Annotated in this window: 17 protein-coding genes; 10 read left to right on the top strand and 7 right to left on the bottom strand. The window is 40.6% G+C overall.

The features are described from left to right. The first annotated feature begins 240 nt into the window (after positions 1–240). The 3 genes from QI30_RS12710 to QI30_RS12700 all read left to right on the top strand — a co-directional run bounded on the left by QI30_RS12710 (position 241) and on the right by QI30_RS12700 (position 2,788). Positions 241–1,281, top strand: coding sequence for a ribonucleotide-diphosphate reductase subunit beta (locus QI30_RS12710; RefSeq protein ID WP_126991000.1), 1,041 nt, complete (start codon positions 241–243; stop codon positions 1,279–1,281). Positions 1,282–1,375: 94 nt separating this feature from the next. Then, positions 1,376–2,332, top strand: coding sequence for a 2-hydroxyacid dehydrogenase (locus tag QI30_RS12705; RefSeq protein ID WP_126990999.1), 957 nt, complete (start codon positions 1,376–1,378; stop codon positions 2,330–2,332). Positions 2,333–2,344: 12 nt separating this feature from the next. Further along, a complete protein-coding gene (locus QI30_RS12700) occupies positions 2,345–2,788 on the top strand; it encodes a hypothetical protein (RefSeq protein WP_126990998.1) in 444 nt (147 codons plus the stop codon). 153 nt (positions 2,789–2,941) lie between these two features. Here the strand turns inward: QI30_RS12700 and QI30_RS12695 are convergent, their stop codons facing one another. Then, a complete protein-coding gene (locus QI30_RS12695) occupies positions 2,942–3,742 on the bottom strand; it encodes a TIGR00266 family protein (RefSeq protein ID WP_126990997.1) in 801 nt (266 codons plus the stop codon). A gap of 143 nt (positions 3,743–3,885) precedes the next feature. Here QI30_RS12695 and QI30_RS12690 point away from each other — a divergent pair, with 143 nt between their 5' ends. Further along, positions 3,886–5,361 carry an aldehyde dehydrogenase family protein gene (locus QI30_RS12690; RefSeq protein ID WP_020188990.1) on the top strand — a complete coding sequence of 492 codons (1,476 nt, stop codon included), beginning with the start codon at positions 3,886–3,888 and terminating at the stop codon, positions 5,359–5,361. 150 nt (positions 5,362–5,511) lie between these two features. Here the strand turns inward: QI30_RS12690 and QI30_RS12685 are convergent, their stop codons facing one another. Next, positions 5,512–6,861: a polysaccharide deacetylase family protein gene (locus QI30_RS12685; protein ID WP_126990996.1), complete on the bottom strand. Its 1,350-nt coding sequence runs from the start codon at positions 6,859–6,861 to the stop codon at positions 5,512–5,514. A 95-nt stretch (positions 6,862–6,956) separates the two neighbouring features. Then, entirely contained in the window at positions 6,957–8,960 is a 2,004-nt protein-coding gene (locus QI30_RS12680) for a sensor domain-containing protein (protein ID WP_020188992.1), read from the bottom strand. A gap of 200 nt (positions 8,961–9,160) precedes the next feature. Here QI30_RS12680 and QI30_RS12675 point away from each other — a divergent pair, with 200 nt between their 5' ends. The 3 genes from QI30_RS12675 (at position 9,161) to QI30_RS12665 (ending at position 13,685) form a co-directional block, all read left to right on the top strand. Next, a complete protein-coding gene (locus QI30_RS12675) occupies positions 9,161–10,081 on the top strand; it encodes a DMT family transporter (protein WP_126990995.1) in 921 nt (306 codons plus the stop codon). A 90-nt stretch (positions 10,082–10,171) separates the two neighbouring features. Then, a complete protein-coding gene (locus QI30_RS12670) occupies positions 10,172–11,887 on the top strand; it encodes an ABC transporter ATP-binding protein (protein ID WP_126990994.1) in 1,716 nt (571 codons plus the stop codon). Next, positions 11,880–13,685, top strand: coding sequence for an ABC transporter ATP-binding protein (locus QI30_RS12665; RefSeq protein WP_126990993.1), 1,806 nt, complete (start codon positions 11,880–11,882; stop codon positions 13,683–13,685). The genes QI30_RS12670 and QI30_RS12665 overlap by 8 nt, the downstream gene beginning before the upstream one ends. 61 nt (positions 13,686–13,746) lie before the next feature. On the opposite strand, the gene QI30_RS12660 is transcribed toward QI30_RS12665, so the two are convergent. Next, positions 13,747–14,811 carry an acyltransferase family protein gene (locus QI30_RS12660; RefSeq protein ID WP_126990992.1) on the bottom strand — a complete coding sequence of 355 codons (1,065 nt, stop codon included), beginning with the start codon at positions 14,809–14,811 and terminating at the stop codon, positions 13,747–13,749. 118 nt (positions 14,812–14,929) lie between these two features. Here QI30_RS12660 and QI30_RS12655 point away from each other — a divergent pair, with 118 nt between their 5' ends. Continuing rightward, the gene (locus QI30_RS12655) at positions 14,930–15,802 is read left to right on the top strand and encodes a GNAT family N-acetyltransferase (protein WP_126990991.1); all 873 of its coding nucleotides are present in this window, start codon (positions 14,930–14,932) and stop codon (positions 15,800–15,802) included. 148 nt (positions 15,803–15,950) lie between these two features. Here QI30_RS12655 and helD read toward each other — a convergent pair whose 3' ends face one another. From helD to QI30_RS12640, 3 genes are all read right to left on the bottom strand, one after another. Next, positions 15,951–18,161 carry an RNA polymerase recycling motor HelD gene (helD, locus tag QI30_RS12650; RefSeq protein ID WP_126990990.1) on the bottom strand — a complete coding sequence of 737 codons (2,211 nt, stop codon included), beginning with the start codon at positions 18,159–18,161 and terminating at the stop codon, positions 15,951–15,953. 671 nt (positions 18,162–18,832) lie between these two features. Beyond that, the gene (locus QI30_RS12645; protein WP_126990989.1) at positions 18,833–19,861 is read right to left on the bottom strand and encodes a DUF2804 domain-containing protein; all 1,029 of its coding nucleotides are present in this window, start codon (positions 19,859–19,861) and stop codon (positions 18,833–18,835) included. A gap of 127 nt (positions 19,862–19,988) precedes the next feature. Further along, the gene (locus QI30_RS12640) at positions 19,989–20,612 is read right to left on the bottom strand and encodes a TetR/AcrR family transcriptional regulator (protein ID WP_020189000.1); all 624 of its coding nucleotides are present in this window, start codon (positions 20,610–20,612) and stop codon (positions 19,989–19,991) included. 135 nt (positions 20,613–20,747) lie between these two features. Between QI30_RS12640 and QI30_RS12635 the strand changes: the two genes are divergently transcribed. Continuing rightward, complete coding sequence (locus QI30_RS12635; protein ID WP_126990988.1) at positions 20,748–22,958, top strand: MMPL family transporter; 2,211 nt, start codon at positions 20,748–20,750, stop codon at positions 22,956–22,958. 51 nt (positions 22,959–23,009) lie between these two features. Continuing rightward, entirely contained in the window at positions 23,010–23,582 is a 573-nt protein-coding gene (locus QI30_RS12630) for a nitroreductase family protein (protein ID WP_020189002.1), read from the top strand. The last annotated feature ends 23 nt before the right edge of the window (positions 23,583–23,605 follow it).

The raw sequence follows: 23,605 nt of genomic DNA, 5'->3' as shown, positions 1-23,605 counted from the left end.
TAAAACCAACAAAGGATGCTTATGAAAAGTATCCTTTGTTTTGGGTACATGAAACTATTCATGTACCTTTTTTTGCTTTTTTGTAACCTAAAAGTAATATAATTTTCACACCTTACGTGTTAATGTTGATAAAAATGTGGTATTATAAACGTAATGAAATAAACGCGAATCTCATACAAGCTATTTGCTGCGTGCAGTGAAATTGTATGAGATTTTAGTTTGAAGAGGAGAGACATTGGCATGACAAAAATCGAACCACGTAAATTAATGGATAAAGAAGCACCTAACCGCTCAACTGCGATTGTAAACGGCCGTTCATCAAATGTTTTAAACTGGGACGACGTGCGTTTCAGCTGGGCTTATCCTAAATACAAAAAAATGCTTGGTAACTTCTGGACACCATTTGAAATTAATATGTCATCTGACGTAAAGCATTTCCCTGGCTTATCAGATGATGAGAAAGAAACATTCAAAAAAGTAATTGGCTTATTAGCTCTTTTAGATAGTATCCAAACAGACTACGCTGGTCGCGTGGCGGACTTCTTAACAGACTCAAGTCTCAATGCGTTAATGATTATCCTTGCGCAACAAGAAGTTATCCACAACCACTCGTATTCATATATTCTTTCAAGCCTTGTATCAAAAGATGAGCAGGATCGTATTTTCGATTACTGGCGCACAGAGCCTGTACTTGATAAACGTAATGAATTCGTTATTAAAGGTTATGAAAAATTCGCCGCAGATCCAACGGTTGAAAACATGTTAGACTCAATCGTCCATGATGTTATTTTAGAAGGTTTATTCTTCTACTCAGGTTTCTCATTCTTCTACCACTTAGCGCGTAACCAAAAAATGGTCGCAACAAGCACAATGATTAACTACATCAACCGCGATGAACAACTACATGTCGATTTATTCGTAAAAATTTACAAAGAATTATTAGAAGAATACCCACAATACGATACGCCAGAGCGCGCTGAATACGTTCAAAATGTATTCCGCGATGCCGCTGCACTTGAAATTGAATGGGCAAACGACGTAATCGGTGAAAAAATCGATGGCTTAGACATTGAAGATGTAGAAGATTATATTTACTTCTACGCAAATGTACGCTGCAGCCAATTAGGCTATGAACGTCCATTTGAAGGCTACCGTAAAAACCCACTAAAATGGATTAAAGCTTATGAGGATGTAGATCTTGGTAAAACAGATTTCTTCGAGCAAAAATCACGCCAATATACAAAAGTAAACGTTCAAGATAACGGTTTTGACGAATTATAATATAGTGTAAAGCACCAGCTGAGGGCCTGCCTCATCTGGTGTTTTTTTGTATGAATCGTGGTATAATTTGGTAAACATGCAAGGAGCTGATAGGATGCAAAAGCCGTTATTATGGGTGACATTTCACTTGCCGCAGGAATTGCTTGAGCCAATTAAATCCTATGTGGATGTGAAGATGTGGCAGGATCCAGAGTTTGATATGCCACAGGATGAGTTTGAAGCAGCAGCGCAGGAAGCAGATATTTTGTGGACAGTCGTTTCAAATCGAGTAACGGCGGATGTTATCAAGCGTGCACCAAAGCTGAAAATGATTGCGAACCTCGCAGTAGGTTATAACAATATTGATACCGAGGCTGCGACAGAAGCAGGAATTATCGTAACCAATACACCGGATGTTTTAGCAGATACAACGGCTGATTTGGCCTTTCTGCTTATGATGATGGCCGCACGTCGTACACTTGAAGGAGCTCGCGCTTTGTATCAGGGACAATGGAAGGGCTGGCAGGTGCTTGGTATGACGGGCATGGATATTCATCATAAAACATTAGGCATTATTGGTATGGGAACGATTGGTGAGCTTGTCGCAAAGCGTGCCACAGGCTTTGATATGAATGTTATTTATCATAATCGCCATGAGAAGCCCAATGCTTACGGTGCACAGTATCGCTCAAAGGAAGATTTATTACGCGAGGCAGATTTCATTATTGTACTAACACCTCTCACACCGGCAACACGTAATCTAATTACTAAAGAAGAGCTTGCATTAATGAAAAAATCCGCAATGCTCATTAATGTAGCGCGTGGCGGCATCGTCAATGAAGATGATTTATATGAGGCTCTTATTAAAGGGGATATTTTAGCGGCGGCGTCCGATGTTTTTGTAGAGGAGCCAGTCCCAACGAAACATCCGCTGCTGACATTAGCGAACTTTACGGCATTACCGCATTTGGGAAGTGCAACAGTCGAGACGCGTTTAGGTATGGTTAGTCGCAATGTCGAATCACTTCTAGCGTATTTTAATAAGCATTCAATACCATTTAGAGTTGTATAAGGAGGAAGAAGCATGGTTTTAGCAAAAGGGATTACAGGTTTTTGTAAGGAATGTGATGTAACGACAATTGAAGAGAACGACTACAAAGAATTCCGTACGGCATGCTATGATGCAGCGCTACATCCAGAAGTGACACTTGTGAATATCGTCGAATGTGATTATCCATTTACATATCATAAAGCGTTATTTGATATTAATGATGAGCGTGTGATTGTGCTTTTAAATAGCTACTATCCATTAGTGAGCTTTGCAAAAGATGATGATCCACTTGATTTTTGTGATATTCCAGAGCAACTAACAGCACTTAGTGAGCATTACACATTGCTAGATGAGGATACGCTGTTGACATACCCGACAGGTAAAGAACTACAAGCATTAGACGGGGAAGAATTGGTGGCAATTGAGCACTGGAAACCGCGTAATCTAGGCGAAATTATTTTTAATACGTGGGATTAGGCCATAAAAAAGAAGTGGCTTATGTATAAAAACAATCGCTCCTATGAGCATAAGAAAAACCGGAATCGCACTAGGCGCGTTTCCGGTTTTTCGTTGCGAACACTAAAAAGGAAAAATGACGTGTTTTGTTCCAGTCACTTCTTTTTGTTGTAGTTATTTATTAAATAAATCAAATAGACCGCCGATGCCGCCTTCACCACTTGATTGACCGCCACCGCCTTGTGATACAGGTGCAGAGGCGAATACACGACTTGCTAAACGGCTAAATGGCATTGATTGAATCCAGACAGAACCGGGTCCTTGTAACGTCGCAAGGAATAAACCTTCGCCACCAAATAACGATGTTTTGACACCGCCTGCACGCTCGATATCGTAATTTACACGGTCCGTCATCGCGACTAAGCAACCTGTATCAATACGTAGACGCTCGCCTGGGCGCAGGTCTTTACGGATAATAGTACCGCCCGCATGAACAAATGCTAGGCCATCACCTTCTAGCTTTTGCATAATAAAGCCCTCACCACCGAAGAAGCCCGCACCTAATTTACGCTGGAACTCAACGCCAACAGACACGCCACGTGCTGCCGCGAGAAAGGCATCCTTTTGACAAATGATTTTACCATTATATTGGCTTAAATCCATTGGAATAATACGACCAGGATAAGGCGCTGCGAATGAGACGTGTTGCTTACCATGACCTTGGTTTGTGAATGTAGTAATAAAGAGGCTTTCACCAGTAATTAGTCGTTTACCAGCGCCCATTAATTTGCCCATAAAGCCACCAGCACCACTTGCTTGTGAGCCATCCCCAAAAATCGTTTCCATTTGGATGCCATCTTCCATCATCATCATTGAACCTGCTTCGGCAATAGCCGTTTCACCTGGATCTAGCTCAATTTCAACAAATTGCATATCATCGCCGTGGATTTTAAAATCGATTTCATCATTCTTCATATGTGTTCCTCCCGTAAATGCTATTTTATTTATATACGCATTGTGACCGGAAAAGTTTCAAATTTAAAAAATCCATCGTTAGATACTTCAAAAAAACTGTATTTTCTGTTAATTTTAAAAAAAGACATTTGGGAGGATTGTGTATGAAATTAGCGCATTATATTGATGGGGCATTTTACATCAATGAAGAGGAAAAATATTTAGATGTTCTAAATCCTGCAACAAGTGACACAATTGCAGAAGTACCGATGGCCACGCTACATACACTAGACTTTGCCATACGCACAGCAGAGCAGGCTCAAAAAGTATGGGGACAAGTACCAGCGCCAAAACGGGCAGATTATTTACTCGATATTGGTTATAAATTAAAGGAAAAAAAGGAGCAGCTCGCACGTATTTTGACCGAGGAGATGGGAAAGGTCATTGAAGAGGCACGTGGTGAAATTCAAGAAGGCATTGATATGGCCTTTTATATGGCAGGGGAAGGACGCCGTTTACTTGGTGAGACGACACCATCTGAACTGACAGATAAATTTGCGATGAGCGTGCGCACACCAGTTGGCGTCGTAGGATTAATTACACCATGGAATTTCCCGATTGGCGTGCCCTTATTAAAGGCATTCCCTGCGATTGTTAGTGGTAATGCGGTCATTTGGAAGCCGGCCTCTGAAACACCGATGATTGCCTATGAGATGGCGAAAATCTTTGATGAGGTTGGCTTACCAAAAGGTGTTGTGAATATTGTCTTTGGCTCAGGAGGAGACATTGGAACAGAGCTTGTACAAAATCCTCATATTAATGTCATTTCCTTTACGGGCTCTACATCGACGGGACGTAAAGTGGCAGAGCTTGGTGGCTATCATTTGAAAAAAGTGTCACTTGAATTAGGCGGCAAAAATGCAGTTATTGTCATGGATGATGCGGATCTTGATTTAGCAGTAGAAGGCATTGTGTGGAGTGCATTTGGTACGGCTGGTCAGCGCTGTACGGCATGTAGCCGTGTCATTGTGCATGAAGCGGTTGCCGAGCAGCTAGAGCAAAAGCTCATTACAGAAATCGAGAAATTAACAATTGGCAATGGGCTAGATGAGGCGAATAAAGTAGGACCGGTTATTAATATGGAAGCCCTTTATAAAATTCATAGCTATGTTGAGCTTGCGCAGCTAGATGGTGCGAAATTATTAACAGGAGGCCATATTTTAGAGGGTGATGATTTTGATTTGGGCTGCTACTATGCACCAACATTATTTAATCAAGTACGCCCGGATTCTCGTCTAGCACAGGAAGAAATTTTTGGACCAGTCATCGGCTTAATTCAAGTAGCGAATTTAGAAGAGGCAGTTGCCGTTAACAACAGTGTGACATACGGCTTGTCGAGCTCGATTTATACACAGGATGTCAATACGGTATTTCGTGCACAGCGTGATTTAGATACAGGAATCGTCTATGTGAATGCCGGTACGACGGGAGCAGAAGTTCATTTACCGTTTGGCGGCACGAAGGGGACAGGGAATGGTCATCGTGATTCAGGGGCGAGTGCGCTTGAGTTATATACAGAGCTGAAAAGTGTTTATATCGATTTTAGTGGACGATTACAGCGCGCTCAAATTGATTGCTAGTTAGAAAAAAAGAGGCTTGGGACAAAACATATCATTTTCTTTTTTAAGACTTCGCAACGAAAAACCGGAACCGCGTCACAGCGCGGTTCCGGTTTTTCTTATGCTTATAGGAGCGGCTTTACACGTATGTCAAAGCCGCTTTTTTATTATTTAAGGCTGTGCCTTACCTTCTAGCTGAGAGATGGTCACACATGTATAGCCCTTGCTTTCCAAGTACGTCAAGATACTATCTAATGCATCAGCAGTTGTTGGGTGGATGTCATGCATCAAGATGATGGCACCAGGATATAGATGCTGTTTAACTGCTTGTAGGGTAGAAGCGGCATTACGCGTTTTCCAGTCGAGTGTATCAACGCCCCATAAAACAGTTGGCTGTGATAATTGCTGCTCAAGCCCATGATTACGTGCACCATACGGCGGACGAATCGTTAACGGCTCAATGCCAGTTGCTTTTTTAATTAATGTATTCGAATGTTCAATATTTTTAAGTGCATTTGCGGCCGTCATTTTCGATAAGTTTTCATGTCCATAGGAATGATTGCCAATTTCATGACCACCCGCTACAACTGCCTTCGCAGTATCAGAAGCTTCACTTACAGATTTTCCAAGCATATAAAACGTCGCTTTTGCATGATGCTTTTTAAGCGTCTTTAAAATACGCGGTGTCACATTTTTATTCGGACCATCATCAAATGTAAGTGCCACATATTTTTTACCATGTGTATTTAATGAAAAGACCGGTACATCGTATTTTTGATTTAGACGATCTAATGGAATCGTCACAGATGTTAATTTGTCTGTGAAAGTATGTGGTTGATAATAAATTTTTAAATTGTTGCCATCTAATGAGAAATCGTTGAATTTTGACCAGCTTGGCTCGGTTAATTTATCGATTTTTTTTGCTGAAATCGCTAAGTTCTTATTCTTCTGCTGTAACTTGATACGCACTTCCTTTGACATACGGTTAAGACGGACATCTGTGCTAATGATATCTTGAATCGACACCAATTTTTTCGTATGGCGATCATATGTAAAGGTTTGCGCTGTTGTGATAACAGTACGGTCTTTTTGAAGTTCTTTTTGTTTTATGATAAAGCTTACCTTTTTATTAGACGTTGTCGTATTAACTGATAGGACTAATTTCTTAGCATCTGATTTTGTGAATCTATCACGTTTTTTGTAAATCTTTTTCTGAATTGCATCGTCTACTTTTTCAACCCCTGTTAAAGGATACATTAGTGTGTAGTTCTCCGCACGAGAAACTTCCTTATTGTATAAAATTCCTTTAACTGGGGATTTAAGAGATGTAACGACGACCTTGTTAACTTCTTGTTTTTTTGGTTTTGTGGGCTCTTCGCTAATTTTTTGTACAGCACCAGCGAGATTTTGCCCTGTTTGATTACTATTTAATAGGACAAAGAAACAACCTACTAAAACAATAAGTACGATAAGTAGAGCTAAATTAACTTTCCCTAATTTAGTCTTTGGAAACCATTGCACACTGAACCCCCCTGTAGCTTTTGTACCTTAATTGTACACTATCAAAAATAAAAAACCACAATTAGCCGAAATTAGCTAAAAGTGGTTTTTTTTTATTAAAATAATGGTTCAATTGTTGCGACTTCAGATGGGCGGCCAATATGATATCCTTGGGCCGCATTACATCCATATTCGCTAAGTAATTCCAATTGCTCTTTATTTTCAACGCCCTCTGCAACGACGCGCATATTTAAAGAATGGCCAAATTGAATCATACCGTGAATCAATTTTTGTGTTTTCTTTTGATATGTCAGTGTTGAAATGAACGTTTGGTCAATTTTAAATTCTTCAAGTGGTAGAAGCTGCATATAACGGAATGATGCATAGCCTGTACCAAAGTCATCGAGTACAAAGCGAATGCCATCTGCTTGTAGTTGTTTCATTTGTGTAATGATAGATGATTCTGCTTCAGCTTCTAATGCGAATTTTTCGGTAATTTCAATTTGTAAAAGAGAAGCAGGGCAGTTTGTGCGCTCTAGCACTTCACGAATTAATTTCACCATGTTTTTATCTCGGAACTCACGAACAGATGAGTTGATGCTGACGCGAATCGTGTGTCCGCTGTTTTTCCATGCAACGGCTTGCTCACATGATTTTTCAAGCATAAATGTACCGATGTCATTAATCAGACCCGTTTCCTCTGCAATCGGGATTAAAACATCTGGCGGGATAATACCAAGTTCAGAATCTTCCCAGCGTACAAGGGCCTCAACAGCTTCGATTTTATTTGATTCTAAGTTTAATTGTGGTTGGTATAATACTTTTAAATCCTTTTGATCGAGCGCAATCATTAAGCGTTTTTCAATCATTGCACGCTTGCTAAGTGCTTTATGGTCATCATTTGAAAGGCTAGCGATGGTGCTACCGCCCTCTGTATGAATTTTATCAATAATTGCATGAGATGCTTTTAATAGGTGGTTAAATGTTTGTTGGTCCTCTGGATATTTTGAAATACCCCCACAAATTGTTAGCGGCAATGCCATGCCATCAATATAAATTGGATGTTGTTTTAAGTACGCTAGGAAGCCTTGGATGAACCATTCGCCAAGCGGTGTTAAAACAGCAAAATCATTGATTGTGATACGGGCCATTACACTATCTTGGAAGTACATTTTCATACGATTTGTAAATTCTTGTAGTAGGATGCTTTCCATTTCTTCATTGTATAACTCTTTTAATGAATAGAATTTATCGATGCTCAAGTAAACGAATGTGAAATGTTGTTTTTGATCAATCATTTCATTGACGATTTGCTCTAAGCGATATCGATTCATTAAGCCGGTTTCTTGGTCTACATAGGCAATTTTTTCTAAACGCTGTTGTAGTAATTTTTTCTCTGTGATATCTTTTGCTAACACAAGATAATAATCAGGTGTTTTGCCAGAAGTAGTGACAGGGATAGCAATTAGCTCAACCCAATAAGATGTGCCGTCTTTCGTCATTTTTTCTACTTCACCCTGCCAAATCTTGCCGCTATGAATGACATTCCAAATTTCATTTACTTGTTCTGTACCCACATCTGTTTGAGGGAACATTTGCCACAATGTTTTACCTAAAATACGTTTTGGCGTCCATTTACTATATTTTAAGTAAAGTGGGTTGGCAAAGTTAATGAGACCTTCATGGTCAAGAGAGAGAACCATAAATGATTCTTCTAAGCCTGAGCGAAGGCAGCTAAGTTCTGCTACAGCACTTTCTTCTGATGAAAAAGCATTAAGGAAACGAACCATAATAATGCGTTCGTCTCTAATTGTTAATGCTTTTGCAAAAAGAGACATTTGCAGCATTTCTGAATCTTTTGTTAATAATGTGAAATTATTTAGCGTAAGTTCTTTGTGTGAGCGTAAAATAGTAGTAAATTGTTCTTCCACCTTGTCTTGTTCATCATTAAAAATTGGTGGAAATTTACCTAATACCTCATCTGTACTGTATCCAAATACATTTTCACAATAGGTATTCCATGAAATAATATTTCCTTCATGGTCCAATGTCATCATAGGACTGTGAATGTGATTTAGTATCGGATTAGCATATTGAAAAATATTCTCGACTTCATTCATGTACGCAACGACTCCTTGAAAGTACTTTAATAAGTTCTATTATAAAGAAAAATGAGTTGTAAGTCATTACTAATGGATAGATAATTGGCAATAATCTTTACAAGATAGGGGAAAAAGAGTGAGAAGAGAAGGATATTTGAAATTTAAAATAGGATTATTGTCTTCTATAAAAATAAAAATTAAGGGGTAAAAAGTATTGTATGAATAAACATCTAAAAGGTATTTTGATGGTCTTAATTGGCTCTATGTTGTGGGGCGCTACAGGACCAATGATGGAGTGGATTTTACATGAAGGGGCAATAAATGCGTCCTTCATGCTAACAATCCGACTATTACTTGCTGGAATTGCGCTATTATCATTCATTAAGTGGCGTGGTCAAAATGTGACAGCGATTTGGAAAAATAAATATTGGGCTACGTCATTGGTATTATTTAGCTTAATTGGTATGTTAGGCGTACAATATACATTTGTAGCAACCATTAATAGTAGTAATGCAGTGTTTGCAACATTATTACAATTTTTAGCGCCAATTTTTATTATTTTATATGTGTCTTTTGCTAATAAAATGCTACCACCCATTTATCAGGTTTTAGGCATTATCGGGACACTTGTTGGCTTGTTTTTACTACTAACAAATGGGCAGTTAAATGAATTACTCGTAAGTAACAGTGCTTTAATTTGGGGTGTGGCACTTGGCTTCGCTTTCGCATTTTATACGGTGTACCCGGTAAAAATCATGAATGAATGGGGCGTTATGCAAGTGGTTGCGTGGTCGATGATTGTCGGCGGTAGTGTTCTTGGGATTATTTCAGGATTTTGGCAATGGGAGCAGTGGGCAGTGCTCATGCAGCCTCAAATTTTACTAATGATGCTCGGCGTTATTTTCTTTGGTACGATTGCTTTTGTGCTATTTCTCGGAAGCATGACGTATATTACACCTGTTGAAACGAGCGTGTTATCAAGTATGGAGCCGCTAACCGCAACAGCTGTATCGATTGTATGGCTTGGGCGTACGCTTGAGCTTTATCAATTTGTAGGCGTCGTTGTCATGTTATTATTTGTGACATGGTTATCAATAGAAGGAGACCGACAATCACGGAAAAATGCGTTAGAGAAGTAATGATTTACAGGCTTATGGTCAACTTGATGGCGGAGCCTGTTTTTTTGTGAGAAAATACGATTATCGAAATAAATAGAAAGGAAGATTGCGATGAAAAAAATTTTAGCGTATATGGGGCCGTATAAATGGCCAGCAATCATCGCACTCGCGTTCATGCTTGTTGAACTAGCTGTGGAGCTTATTCAACCACTTATCATTGGTAAAATTGTCGATGAAGGCATTATGAAAGGTGACATGACCTATGTAGTGACGTGGGGAAGCATTATGATGGGGCTTGGTTTACTCGCGTTTGCGGCTGGGATTACGAATTCCTTTTTCTCAGCACATGCCGCACAGAGCTTTGCCTATGATTTGCGTATTGCGTTATTTAAAAAAGTGCAGTCACTATCGATGCCTAATTTTTTGAAATTTCCAACATCAGCACTGATTACACGTCTAACAAATGATGTTACGCAAGTGCAGCAGGTATTCTTTATGAGCATGCGCTTTATGCTTCGCGCGCCACTTGTTGTTATTGGCAGTTTGATTTTAGTATTTTTCGTAAATGTGGAGTTAGCGCTTTACCTCGTTGCACCCGTACCATTTTTATTATTATTTTTATGGTATATGGTCAAAAAGGGCGGTCAGAGCTTTGAGCGTGTACAGCGCACGATTGACCGCGTCAATCGCGTCATTCAAGAGAATTTACAAGCAACACGTTTGATTAAAGCGTATATGCGTGGCCTGTACGAATCTTCTCGTTTCGTCAAAATCGCGCAAAAGTTACGTGATAACACGTCGCGTGCGCTTCAATTAATGGAGATTGTACAGCCGATTTTACTCGTTGTGATGAATGCGGCGCTACTTATTATTATTTGGTTTGGTGCGGAGCAGATCCAAGCTCGCTCGATGCCAGTCGGGGACCTAGTGGCTGTTATCAACTATGCACTACGCATTACCGGAAACTTTAGTATGTTTTCATTTATTATCGTATTATTTGCACGTGCAAAAGCATCGGCTGATCGTATGGAGGAGGTACTTGCTATTGAACAGGCAACCACTGCGACAACACTTAATCCGACAAAGGAAAATGATGCTGAGGTAACCTTTGAACGTGTAAATTTTTCGTATGTAGAAGGAAAAGAGATTTTAAAAGATATCGATTTTACGTTGCGTCCACGCGAGCAAATTGCGATTATGGGGGCGACAGGTTCAGGGAAAAGTACATTGCTACAGCTAATTCCTAGATTATATGATGCAACGGCGGGACAAGTGACGGTTGAGGGCGTTCCAATTGCACAGTGGCCAGTAGCAGCATTACGTGAAAAGATTGGCTTCGTACCACAGCGCTCGCTACTTTTTACTGGAACAATTTTTGATAATATCGTGTGGGGCAAAAAGGATGCAACGCTTGAGGAAGTTGAGGAAGCGTGTAAGAAGGCCCAAATTCATGATGCGATTATGGCATTTGATGACGGTTATCAAACACGTGTTGGTCAAAAAGGTGTCAATCTGTCAGGTGGTCAAAAGCAGCGCATTGCGATTGCGCGTGCGCTTATTCGAAAGCCTGCGATTTTACTGTTTGACGATAGTATGAGTGCACTTGATATCCAAACGGAGGAAAAACTCTGGGCTGCGCTTCAGAAGGAGCAGGCGACGATGATTGTCGTAACCCAAAAGGTACATACAGCCCAAGCAACAGACCGCGTTTTCTTAATGGATGACGGAAAGATTGTGGCATCGGGTACGCATGATGAGCTTTCGAAGACATCTCCTTTGTATGCGGCAATTATTGAATCACAACAGGAGGCGAGCGCGCATGTTTAAACCATTTGGCTACGAGCCCATTTTGACGAAGGACATGCTTCAAAAAAAGAAAAAACAGCGCGATAAAGCGTCTAATATGGGCGCTACTTTAAAACGTATTTGGCATTATGTAGATGAACAGCGCGCGTTATTGCTCATTGTGTTATTAATGGTAGTCCTTAGCTCAGGACTACAATTACTAGGCCCGTTTTTAATTGGGCGCTTAATTGATGCGCATATTATTGCGCGTGAGCTTAGTGGTATGGCGACCATTATTGCGGTTATTGCGATTAGCTACATCGTATTGTCTATTACGTTGTTCTTACAAAATTATTGGATGATTGGCATTGCACAGCAAACCGTCTACCGCATGCGCACGGAGCTCTTTAATCAATTTCAAAAGTTACCGATTTCCTTTTTTGACCGTAAGCAGCACGGGGAATTAATGAGCCGCATGACGAATGATATGGACAATGTCAGCTCGACCTTAAATAGTACATTCATTCAAGTGTTTTCAAGTGTCCTAGTGCTGACGGGGACGGTTGTTGTGATGCTGACGATGAGTCCGCTACTGACGCTCATTACAATGATTATTATTCCAGTGATGTTTATTGCGACGCGCTGGATTACACGTCGTACAGGTCCACTTTTTAAAGGCCAACAGCAGCGTCTTGGTACTTTAAATGGTATGGTCGAGGAGTCGATTTCAGGTCAACTAATTGTCAAAGCCTATTCACAGGAGGAGCGTATGATTGAGGACTTCACCGGGAAGGCGGATGAGCTACGGCATGTTGGCTATTGGGCGAATGTCTATTCTGGTGGGATTCCAAAAGTCATGAACTTTTTAAATAATGCGAGCTTCGCGCTTGTTGCAGGTGCCGGTGGGATTTTAGCGGTCAACGGGCATTTATCCGTCGGTACGATTGTCATCTTTACCGAATATGCGCGGCAGTTTACACGTCCACTAAATGATTTAGCGAACCAATTTAACAATGTATTATCTGCGATTGCAGGGGCGGAGCGTGTTTTTGAGATTCTCGATGAAGAAGTCGAAAAAGAGCCGCATGCAAAACCTTTAAAAGAACGCTTGGCAGGACATATCAAATTTGATGATGTGACGTTTCGCTATGATGTGGCAACAGAGAAGCCAACACTTTCGAACATTAGCTTTGATATTCCAGCGGGGAAAACAGCTGCGCTAGTAGGTGCGACAGGCGCTGGGAAAACGACAATTATGCAGCTGATTGCACGATTTTACGATGTAGATGACGGGGAGCTGACAATCGATGGGCGCGCGATTGAGACGATTAGTAGAACGGATTTGCGCGCACAGATGGCCTTTGTGTTACAGGATCCATTTTTATTTGAAGGAACGATTCGAGATAATATTCGCTATGGTCGCTTAGATGCAAGTGATGCAGCAATTGAACAGGCAGCAAAACAGGCGAATGCACATCAATTTATTGAAAAATTAGAGGGCGGCTATGATCATGTACTAACCGAGGATGGTGGCGACATTAGTCAGGGGCAAAAGCAATTATTGTCGATTGCACGAGCACTCGTGGCAGACCCGGCAATTCTACTTCTCGATGAGGCGACGAGTAGCATTGATACGGTGACCGAAATGGCGATTCAAGAAGCACTCGATCGTCTCATGAAAGGGCGTACGAGCATTGTCATTGCACACCGTTTAAATACCGTGAAAAATGCCGATTTCATTTTCGTTTTAGAGCATGGCAAGCTACTCGAAGGTGGCCCACGCGAGGAATTATTCGCATCCAAAGGGCGCTATTACGATATGGTCATGCAAGGGAAATAGTTCAGAAAAAAAGAAGGAATTGCGCTTTTGCAATTCCTTCTTTTCGTTATAAAACAATAGCTTACACAATAAACAATCGTTTCTTAAAATAGGCTGGTCGATCCGCGCGCAAATTCCCTGTTAAAAACGACGCATATGGTATAAAGCGCATGAAAAGCCATGATATAAGAATCGACGGAATAAAGCTCACGAGCGTATAGCCAACGATGCCATAATCGAAAAAGTTATTAAAAATTTTATCAAATGAAATATGGGCATACATAATAATGAGTGAATGCCGCTCAACGACCTCTAGTACACGCAGGCGAATAAATTTCGTAATAAACTGGAATGTACCAAGTAGTACGATAATGCAGGCGATTGGAATAACGATATCAAGCACAGGATGATTGTAGTGAATAAATTTCATACTAACATGATAATCAAGCGCCCCAATCCAGACAGCGCGCATTGCCCATAGTACGATGCCAAGACTGATTACATAAAGAGCGAGTGGAATGTGCTTTAGTAAATCGCGTGCATAGTAACCAATCGCAAAATAAACAATCGCCATAAGGGCCACATCTAGATTCCACGGCACAAAAATGGCTTGCGAAGCGGCATCTGCTGCGCCGCCTACTATATCAATGACGTAGTGGCTCTCTAGCTGTGCGAGTATGTAGAAGCTAATCAGTACAGTAATTTGCAGCCATCGTTTTAAATAATGGGTCATGAGCATAAAGAGCACATAAACCGTTACAAGTGTTGTGATAAACCAAATAACAGCGTAGCAACCACGTGCAAAGCGTCCACCAATTACGATAGAATAGAAATCATTGAGATAGTAATCCAACGAATCATTTCCGGTTGCGAATGCTAAAATATAGCGTAAAATCGTAATAAGTGACACGAAAAATACGTAAGGAATCATCAATTGCAACATGCGTTTTTTAATCGACTTGCCAATTGTTTGATTTTTTGAAACGGGACGGAAAAACAAGCCGCTCAGTAAAAAGAATGCGGGCATGTGAAACCAATAAATATACGTTAAAATGGGATGGTCCATTTCACCAGGGTAATGGCCGATAACCACGAGAATCATTAAAAATCCTTTGATGGCATCGACCCAAGTTAAACGTTGTGTCATGTATCTGCCTCCAAACCTTATATATTTTATACCCGTGATGTATTTTAGAAAAGTATTTATTTTGATAACAAAAGATTACAAAACAATTTCAAAAACATAATAGAAGGTGGTTCTAACTATGCAGCTTTTCGCAATGAAAGCCTCTTATCCGTTAGATGAACAAACAAAACAAGAAGTAACTGAATTATTAACACGTGCAACAGCACAGGACGACGTAGATTATAGCGTGTTAATGCACGCACCATTTTGGCAAGCAGCCGAGCAACGTGGCTTTTTTGTCTTAGTCTATGATGATGACAAAGATTTATTAATCGGCGCATTAAGTGCGCTTGATTTATTCGGCTTAAATTCGTATGAATGGGCAGCAGTTGTTGACCCAGCATATCGTCGTATGGGTATTGGAGCAGAGCTTGTAGCAGGCTTTAAGCACGGACTATCTGAACGTGAATCAACAGGTGAAATGGCAACAACGTATCCAAGTGAAGCAGCGGAAGGGTTCTTAAAAAGTGTGGGCTATGAATACAATTCATCAGAGGCAACACTAAGCACGGAAGCAGCCGAGCAGGCACTTGTCTTCCCAGAGGATGACGATATTCGCCCATATGAGCAAGGGGATTATTTAGCACTTCAGCATATGATGGAAGCAGGATTTGGTGACCTGGCTGAAGAAACCGAACAGCTTGTCGCGCAAACAGAAAAAAATGATCATATGCAGCTTGCGATGTATATTGAAGACGGCGTAGCAGTTGGGACGATTTCAACAACTGTACGTGACCACGAGCTATGGGTGACAGCCTTCACTGTAGAGCCAGGCTATCGCCGCTCAGGTATCGGTACGAATTTATTAAAATGGGCACAAAATGAAGCTGTAAAAAATAATCAAACCGAAGTATTATTAGATGTTGAAACAGATAACGACGAAGCACTGAATTTATATAAAAAAGCAGGCTTTCACGTAAAAGGGCAAGTTGATTACTACGTTGTAAAATAACAATCAAAAGAGGCTTTGACATACGTATAAAAACAACCGTTCATATGAGCATAAGAAAAGCCGGAATCGCGCTGTAGCGCGGTTCCGGCTTTTCGTTGCGAACGCTAAAAAGAAAAATGACGTGTTTTGTCCCAGCCTCTTTTTTGTTTTATAATAAAAAATCCGTCATTGATTTTCCGATTAAGTGAAGCTCATGCATCGCGCGTGTCGTTGCGACATATAATAATTTACGCTCAAGCGGTGTATCACGGAAGCCTTTGTCATCGCATACAATCATGACGGCATCAAACTCAAGCCCTTTTGATAAATGACTTGGTACAACAAGCAGCGCCTGCTGATCGATTGCGGCGCCCTCATCGAGTAGCTGCGCGTGAATACCGGCAGCTTGTAATTCCTCTGAAAAGCGCTGTGCCTCATCAGTCGTTTTACAAATAAGCGCAACGGATTGATGACGCGATTGGATATCGGTAAATAATTCACCGATTTGCGCAGCATCAAAGGCTTTTTGAGCGTGGAACTGTGGCTCGAGACCATGTCGCACAACAGGCTCAACAAGCGGTAAATCTTCGTCCATTTTTGATAAAATCTTATTCGCTACAGCCATAATTTCAATCGTCGTACGATAGCTTTTTTGTAGGGTCTTGTAGCTTGCACGCGGGAATAAATCACGTACAGGCCCCCAGTCCGTCAGCGAACGGTAGCTATGGATTCCTTGTGCAAGGTCGCCAACCATCGTAAACATATCGGTGTCTAAGCCTTCTTTTAATGCAGCCAGCTGGAAGAGGCTATAATCTTGCACCTCATCAATAAAGACAACGCGAATTTTATGCTCCTCTTTAATGCCTTTGATTTTCGCATGTAGGAAAAACAGCGCCGCAAGGTCTTCGTTGGTCCATTTTTCTTTTGTGTGCGCAAGTTGGAATTTTTTACGCTGCGCTTTAGTCCAGTGCGGTGCGACCATTTGCTGTACAGCATCCTCTGTCAAAAAGGCGCGATATAGCTTTTTGACATTATGTTTTGAGAAGCGCTTCATATAGCTAGAAGCAGTCGTTTTGGTTTCTTTTTCAATCGATGGAATGCGACGGTCGCGCTCATCAATCCAACGTGTTACTTCTTTTTTACGGCGCTCGGCATCAAAAATATTGAGCGCCTTACCGATGATGTCATCGTATTTCTTATTTAAAGTATATAAAATTTGTTTTTTCTTTTGGCGTACATGGCTTTGAATCACCGATTTCATTTTTTTAACACGTTCTTCAATTGGCAAATACGCGTAATCCTCAAGGAATAGCTCCTGCAAATGACTAGCACGTAAAATACGGTATTTATCGATGTAAACATCTTCAAATAATACCGCCATTTCCTTCGCCAGTTCATCAACATATTGTTGCATCATATCGCGGTATTCAAGCGAGCCCTTTAGACGCGGAATATTCAGGTCAACTTTACGTTTATTAAGCGCCACAAGTTGTTCTAAATAGTGATTAGGATCCTCTAACTTCAGCTTGAGACCTGTTGCATCACGCACATAATCTGCGAAGGTAGACTGACGAATTTTTCCGACACCAAGCTCTGGTAGAACATCAGCGATATAGTCGATGAATAAATTATTTGGTGCTAAAATCATGAGCTGTGAGGCATTGAAATGTTCACCCATCGTATATAAAAAGTACGAAATACGGTGAAGTGCAATTGTCGTCTTTCCAGATCCGGCAGCACCTTGTACGATAATTGGCTGTTTTAGGTGCGCTCGAATAATTTCATTTTGCTCTGCTTGAATCGTCGAGACAATTTCTGTTAAACGCACGTCGGCTTTTCCTGCTAATGCGTCTTGTAGTAATTCATCATTCGTCGTTAAATCAATATCACGTACTTCGAGTAATTTGCCATGCTCAATTTTATATTGGCGCTTTGAAAATAAATGACCGTTCATTTCCTCGCCATTGACGTCATAGGTTACGTCACCTAAACGCCCATCATAATAAACATTCGCAACAGGGGAGCGCCAATCGACGACGACAGGCTCCTGTGTTTCTTTATCAAATAGCGATGTTTTCCCGATGTATAATTTTTCAGCTGCTTCGCCTTCCTTTTGAAAATGAATGCGTGCAAAATAAGGCTTTTGCATAATAGCCTCTAAGCCTTCCTTTTGATTACGTGCCATATCAAAGAAGCGAGCATTCGTTAAAATATTTAAATAGCTCGAGCTTGAATCTAAATATTCTAAGTCAGCCATCGATTTACGAATATTGTCCTGAGCCGTTTCAACGTCACGCGCCGATTCTTCGAGCACATTTGCCATATAGTGTTTGACGTATGCTAAATGACTGCGCTCCTGTTCAAATTCTGGATGCTGCATGAAAAATCCCTCCATCAAAAAGTCATACCCTTTACTATACGCCATTTTTTTCGACAACAAAAGTTTTCGCTAGCTTTGGCGATATGAACCGAGAGAAATGGCTTATCACACGCGAAAGCGTCTTTTGCCTACGACTTATTGTTAATTATGTGACAAGGTATGCCAATAGCCCGGTAAAACATTCGTATTACCATAAAAACCATGCGTAATGCCTCTATTAAATCGGTTCAGTTAATATGAAAAAGCAAATAATTAGTAATCATAAGAATTGAAACAGGCCGTTTTCAACCCGTAGAGGCTTAAAAGCGCCCCATTTTCTACGTTTTTGGGTAGTTTTTTTTAATTGACCATGCTAGAAAAACCTCGATCTTTTAAATGGCGCTATTTTCCGGCAGAGGCTCAAAATGAACCCAAAAAGGCATAAAATGGGATAAAAATGCCCTATTTTGAGCGACCTCAATTGAAAAGTTATCGTAATTACCGCCAAACTTTTAGTAGTTATCTTGCAAAAGTCTTTATTTAAACAAATGATTAATAACTTCGTATGTATATAGACGGATGGCTGACACTTATTCAAAAATATGTCGTATCCAAAACACGCCAGTTGGGGTTTTCATTCGCAGCTACAAAATAAAAAAGAATCGCTTAGTAGAAATAAGCGATTCTTGTTATTACCATTTAGCGATATGCTCCTCGCATGTGCCAAGTAGCTGTTGAATATGAAAGTAGGCGCCGTTGTCCATTTTGACGCGCCCATTGTAATAACCGACCATTTGATGAACTACTGACGTCACAAGCTTCGCATCTGATTCGGCGACACGCTCGAAAAATGGGGTGAATGTTAGCTCCACATCTTTTGAAAAACGCGTCTTTACTTTCCATGGCTTCATATAATCGGCAGCATCATAGGCGAATAATACATCCTCATGAATTTTCGTCATATGCCCATCAATGAACAGTGCATTTTCTGTCATACCGGTGCCATCTGTCCATGAACCACCAAGATTTAAGCCAACACGATGGAAGCCCAGTCGTTGGGAGGCCATTCCCCAGTTCCATGTTGCCACGCGCGGCCATATCCCACGCCCGTAGTCGAGAACAGCGAATGATTCGAGTGGCTCAAAGAGATACTTCTTATCACCGAGTTTGACATAGCCAGTAGTTGGTAGGTTATGGTGCTTCGCTGTGAATTGGAAGGTTTTGCGGTTCCATGGAATAACTACATTTAGCGATTCATCGTCCTTTGGATGGCTAATTGTCAGCTCCGCTTCGAGTATATCATCATCAAAATCAGGTACATACACACTTAGCTTCGTTTCATGCTGAGCTGTATGTAAAATATTGATTTTCATTTCACTATTATTGAAGGTGACAGTTTGTAGTACTTCCTCAGACATTTTTACATGATGACTCAGTGGTGGCAATGTAATTGTTTTTTCGAAAAAGCGCTGTGTTTCATATTCTAGGAAGTAGACAAAGCACACGACCGCATAATCGAGGTGGCTAATCGTCGCTGAAAATAAAATTTCATCGCCAAAGACACACCAATAATTCCACTTTTTCTTACGCATAAAATGACCCTTCAAATTACTTGTAATCAATGGTTGTCGAGCATAGCCGATTGCTTGGGGATTTAAATTCCCTTTTTGGTCGCAAAGCATCGTCGGCTGTAAAAGTTCTTTTTCAGCGTGCTGTGTCAATGTCTAAACATCCTTTCCGTACAAACGTATATAACCTCATTGTAGCAAAAAAATACTAAGGTGTCTTACTGAATTTGGCCCCTAAAATAGAAAAGGAGAATCGCAATTTTTTGCGATTCTCATGTAGTTAAGAAAACAGTCCAGCCCAGAAAAATCGGATGATTTCTTCTGCTCCTTGGCGAGGTGTTTCAAAGAGACGTGTTTCATCATAATCAGTATAACGTCCAACATTCATTAGCGCTAAAAAGGTATGCAAAATAAATGTCACATCTTTTTTAGGAATCGTTCCAAGTAGCATTTCTCGTTCGAATGCATCACGAATCGCTTCATGCATAAATTCCTCCGATGCATGAACACTTTGCTGTTGTGCAGGCGACAAGCTAGGGAAGGCCTCGCGAATAAAATTATTAATATCGACATTTGCTGTGGCATTGGCATACACTTCAAGTAAATTAATTAAGCGTTCTTTAAACGAATAGCGTTCGTCTGCAAGCACACACTCGGTCCTTTTTTTTATGCGACTCATCAGTTGAATAATCGTTTCGGTGAACAGTGCAGCTTTTGAATTGTAATAATAATAAATTGTTGCCTTCGTAACATTCCCAGCTTCTGCTATGCTATCCATTGAGACAGCTTTATAGCCATGAGTCATGAATTCTTTTGATGCAACGATTAGAATTTTTTGTTGCATCGGTATATTTTGCGAATCTTTTTTTGGTCTACCAATTGTTCGCCCAGTTGTCTTTGACATCAAGGGGACCCCTCTTTTCTAAAAATAATTACATAATTATACCATGAAGTGGGAAAAGTTAATTAGTGAACATACTTGAATAATTAACTATCGAGTATATATAATTAGTTAGAAGAAAAAAGGAGGGTTTTTTACATGAAGAAGCATCCATTAGAATTATGGGGCAATTTAGTTGCAAGTAAGAAGGGGCGCTGGCTATCACTTCTATTTTGGATTTTACTTGTAGCAGTAGTGTCATTTAGTTGGCCACAAATTAATAGCATCGATAATGTGTCGAGTGAAAACTTAAAAGACACAGAGATGTCAAAACAAGCTGCAAAAATTGTAGAAGAACAATTCCCGGATGATTCGGGAACGCCATTATTACTTGTGTGGCATCGTGAAGAGGGGCTTACACAAAAGGATTTAGAGAAAGTGCAGGCACTGTATAAAGAATTGGACGAAAATCCAGTGAATGCACAATCACTTGTACCACCACTTCATAAAACACCACCACAAGCGTTATTAGAAAGCGTTTCAGAAAATGGCTCAACGCTTGTGACACCTGTATTTTTTGAAAAGGGCGCGAATACAGAAGCCTTTGAAAAAGGATTAGATGACATCACGAAATTAGTGAAGGATGATGTGTCATTAGAAGGTAAGTATGAGGGCAATGATGAACTAAACTTACGTTACACAGGTCCAGTAGCGATTTCAGTAGATGCAACCGGCTTATTTGCGAGTGCCGATGTGAAGTTGATGATTGCGACGGTGCTTTTAGTACTTGTTTTACTTATTTTAATTTACCGTTCGCCATTACTTGCTATCATTCCAATTATTGCGGTAGGTCTTGCTTATGGTGTCATTAGTCCAGCACTTGGCTTTATGGCTGATCATGGTTGGATTGATAAGGATGCACAGGCAGTGTCCATTATGACGGTATTGTTATTTGGTGCCGGCACCGATTATTGTTTATTCCTGATTTCAAAATATCGTGAAATTTTATTAGAGGTTGAGGATAAAGGGAAGGCGATGGCACAGGCTGTTAAAGAGTCAGGTGGCGCTATTTTAATGAGTGCGTTAACAGTAGTTGCGGGTCTTGCAACGCTTGCACTTGCTAACTACGGTACATTTGAGCGCTTCGCTGTACCATTTAGCTTTGGCGTCCTAATTATGGGCTTAACAGCATTGCTTGTATTACCAGCATTACTTGTTATCATTGGTCGTGCTGCGTTTTGGCCATTCGTTCCACGTACAGTAGAAATGGAAGAGGCACGTGCTAAAAAACGTAATAAACCATTTAAACAACATCGTCCACAGCATAAATTTAGTCAAAAAATCGGGAATCTGGTTACAAGTAAACCGATGACCATTATTATTGTGACGGTTATTTTATTAGGTGCGCTTGCTGCATTTGCACCGAAAATTAAATTCACATTTGATATTTTATCATCATTCCCAGAAGACATGACGTCTCGCGAGGGTTACACATTAGTAGAGAAAAACTTCTCTCCAGGTGAGCTTGCGCCAGTACAAATCATCGTCGATACAGATGGCAAGGATATCGATCTCCAAAAAGATTTAGAGAAATTAAACTTTGCTGCGAGCGTTGATGAAAAACGTGTCGGTGAAAAAGACGAGGCAATTCAGCTTTATCAATTGGATTTTAAAGACAATCCATATGCAGCAGAATCATTAGATAATATTCCTAAAATTAAAGACAAAGCCATTGCACTTCTTGAAGATGCAGGGGTAAGTGATGCGAAGGACCGCGTGTGGATTGGCGGCGAAACAGCCTCTCAATACGATGAGATGAAAGTAATTGAGGATGATGAAAAAATCATTATGCCTGTTATTATCGCGTTAATTGCATTGCTATTATTAGTGTACTTGCACTCAATTACCGCAACCCTTTACTTGATTGCAACCGTTATCCTATCGTACTTCTCAGCGCTTGGTCTTGGCTGGATTGTGCTACATTATGGTATGGGCATTGACGCTATTCAAGGCTCGATTCCACTATATACATTCGTATTCTCGGTTGCACTTGGTGTCGATTACAACATCTTTATGGTGTCAGAAGTTTGGCAGCGCCGTAAGCATAAGAATTTAAAAACCGCGGTATCAGAAGGTGTTAAATATACAGGTAGTGTGATTACGTCCGCTGGTTTAATTTTAGCGGGTACATTCGCGGTGCTTGCGACATTACCAATTCAAGTATTAGTTCAATTTGGTATTATTACCGCAATCGGTGTCTTACTTGATACGTTTATCGTTCGACCACTTCTTGTACCAGCACTTACGATGAAATTTGGTCGTGCTGCATTCTGGCCAGGTAAGCTTTGGAAAAAGAAAGTAGATGAATAACGAACGTTGTGGTATCGTTGAATCGAATAGATTTCATAGGAGTGAGTCATTGTGAATAGTCAATCATTATCAGTAAGAGAAGCCATCTTAGAGCGCCGTTCAGTTGGTGTATTTAATAAACAACCTGTAGATGCGCAAGATATTTTAGACATCATCAACGATGCTGTATGGGCACCGAATCATAAAAATCGTCAACCATGGCGCGTTATTCTTGGTATTGGTGAAGGATTACCAAAAGTATTGGACATCATTCGTGATGTGACAATCCCAAATCACGCGCATTTAACGGCAGAGGACATCGAGCATAAAATGACGAAATTCTTATCACCAGGTGCGTATGCATTTGTGGTGGTACCAGAGGATTTACGTCAGCATGAGCGTACAGAGGATTTTGCGGCAGCGAGCTGCTTCATCCAAAACATGATGTTACTTGCATGGGACCGTGGTATCGGTTCAATTTGGAAAAACCCAACATGGTTAGACAGCCCGGAATTCACAGAAGCCATTGGTGCAAAACCAGGTGAACGTGTCATTGCGATGGTTCAACTAGGCTATTTTGACAAAGTTCCTGCGAAGAAAACACGTAAAACAGCAGAAGAAATCGTTACATTCTTCGGCGAATAATCCACAAAAAAGAAGGAATCGCG

The organism is Candidatus Kurthia intestinigallinarum (assembly GCF_003991225.1).
Lineage (GTDB): Bacteria > Bacillota > Bacilli > Bacillales_A > Planococcaceae > Kurthia > Kurthia populi.
Note: the sequence above shows the minus strand (reverse complement) of the source record. Positions and strands in the feature narration are given on the sequence as shown.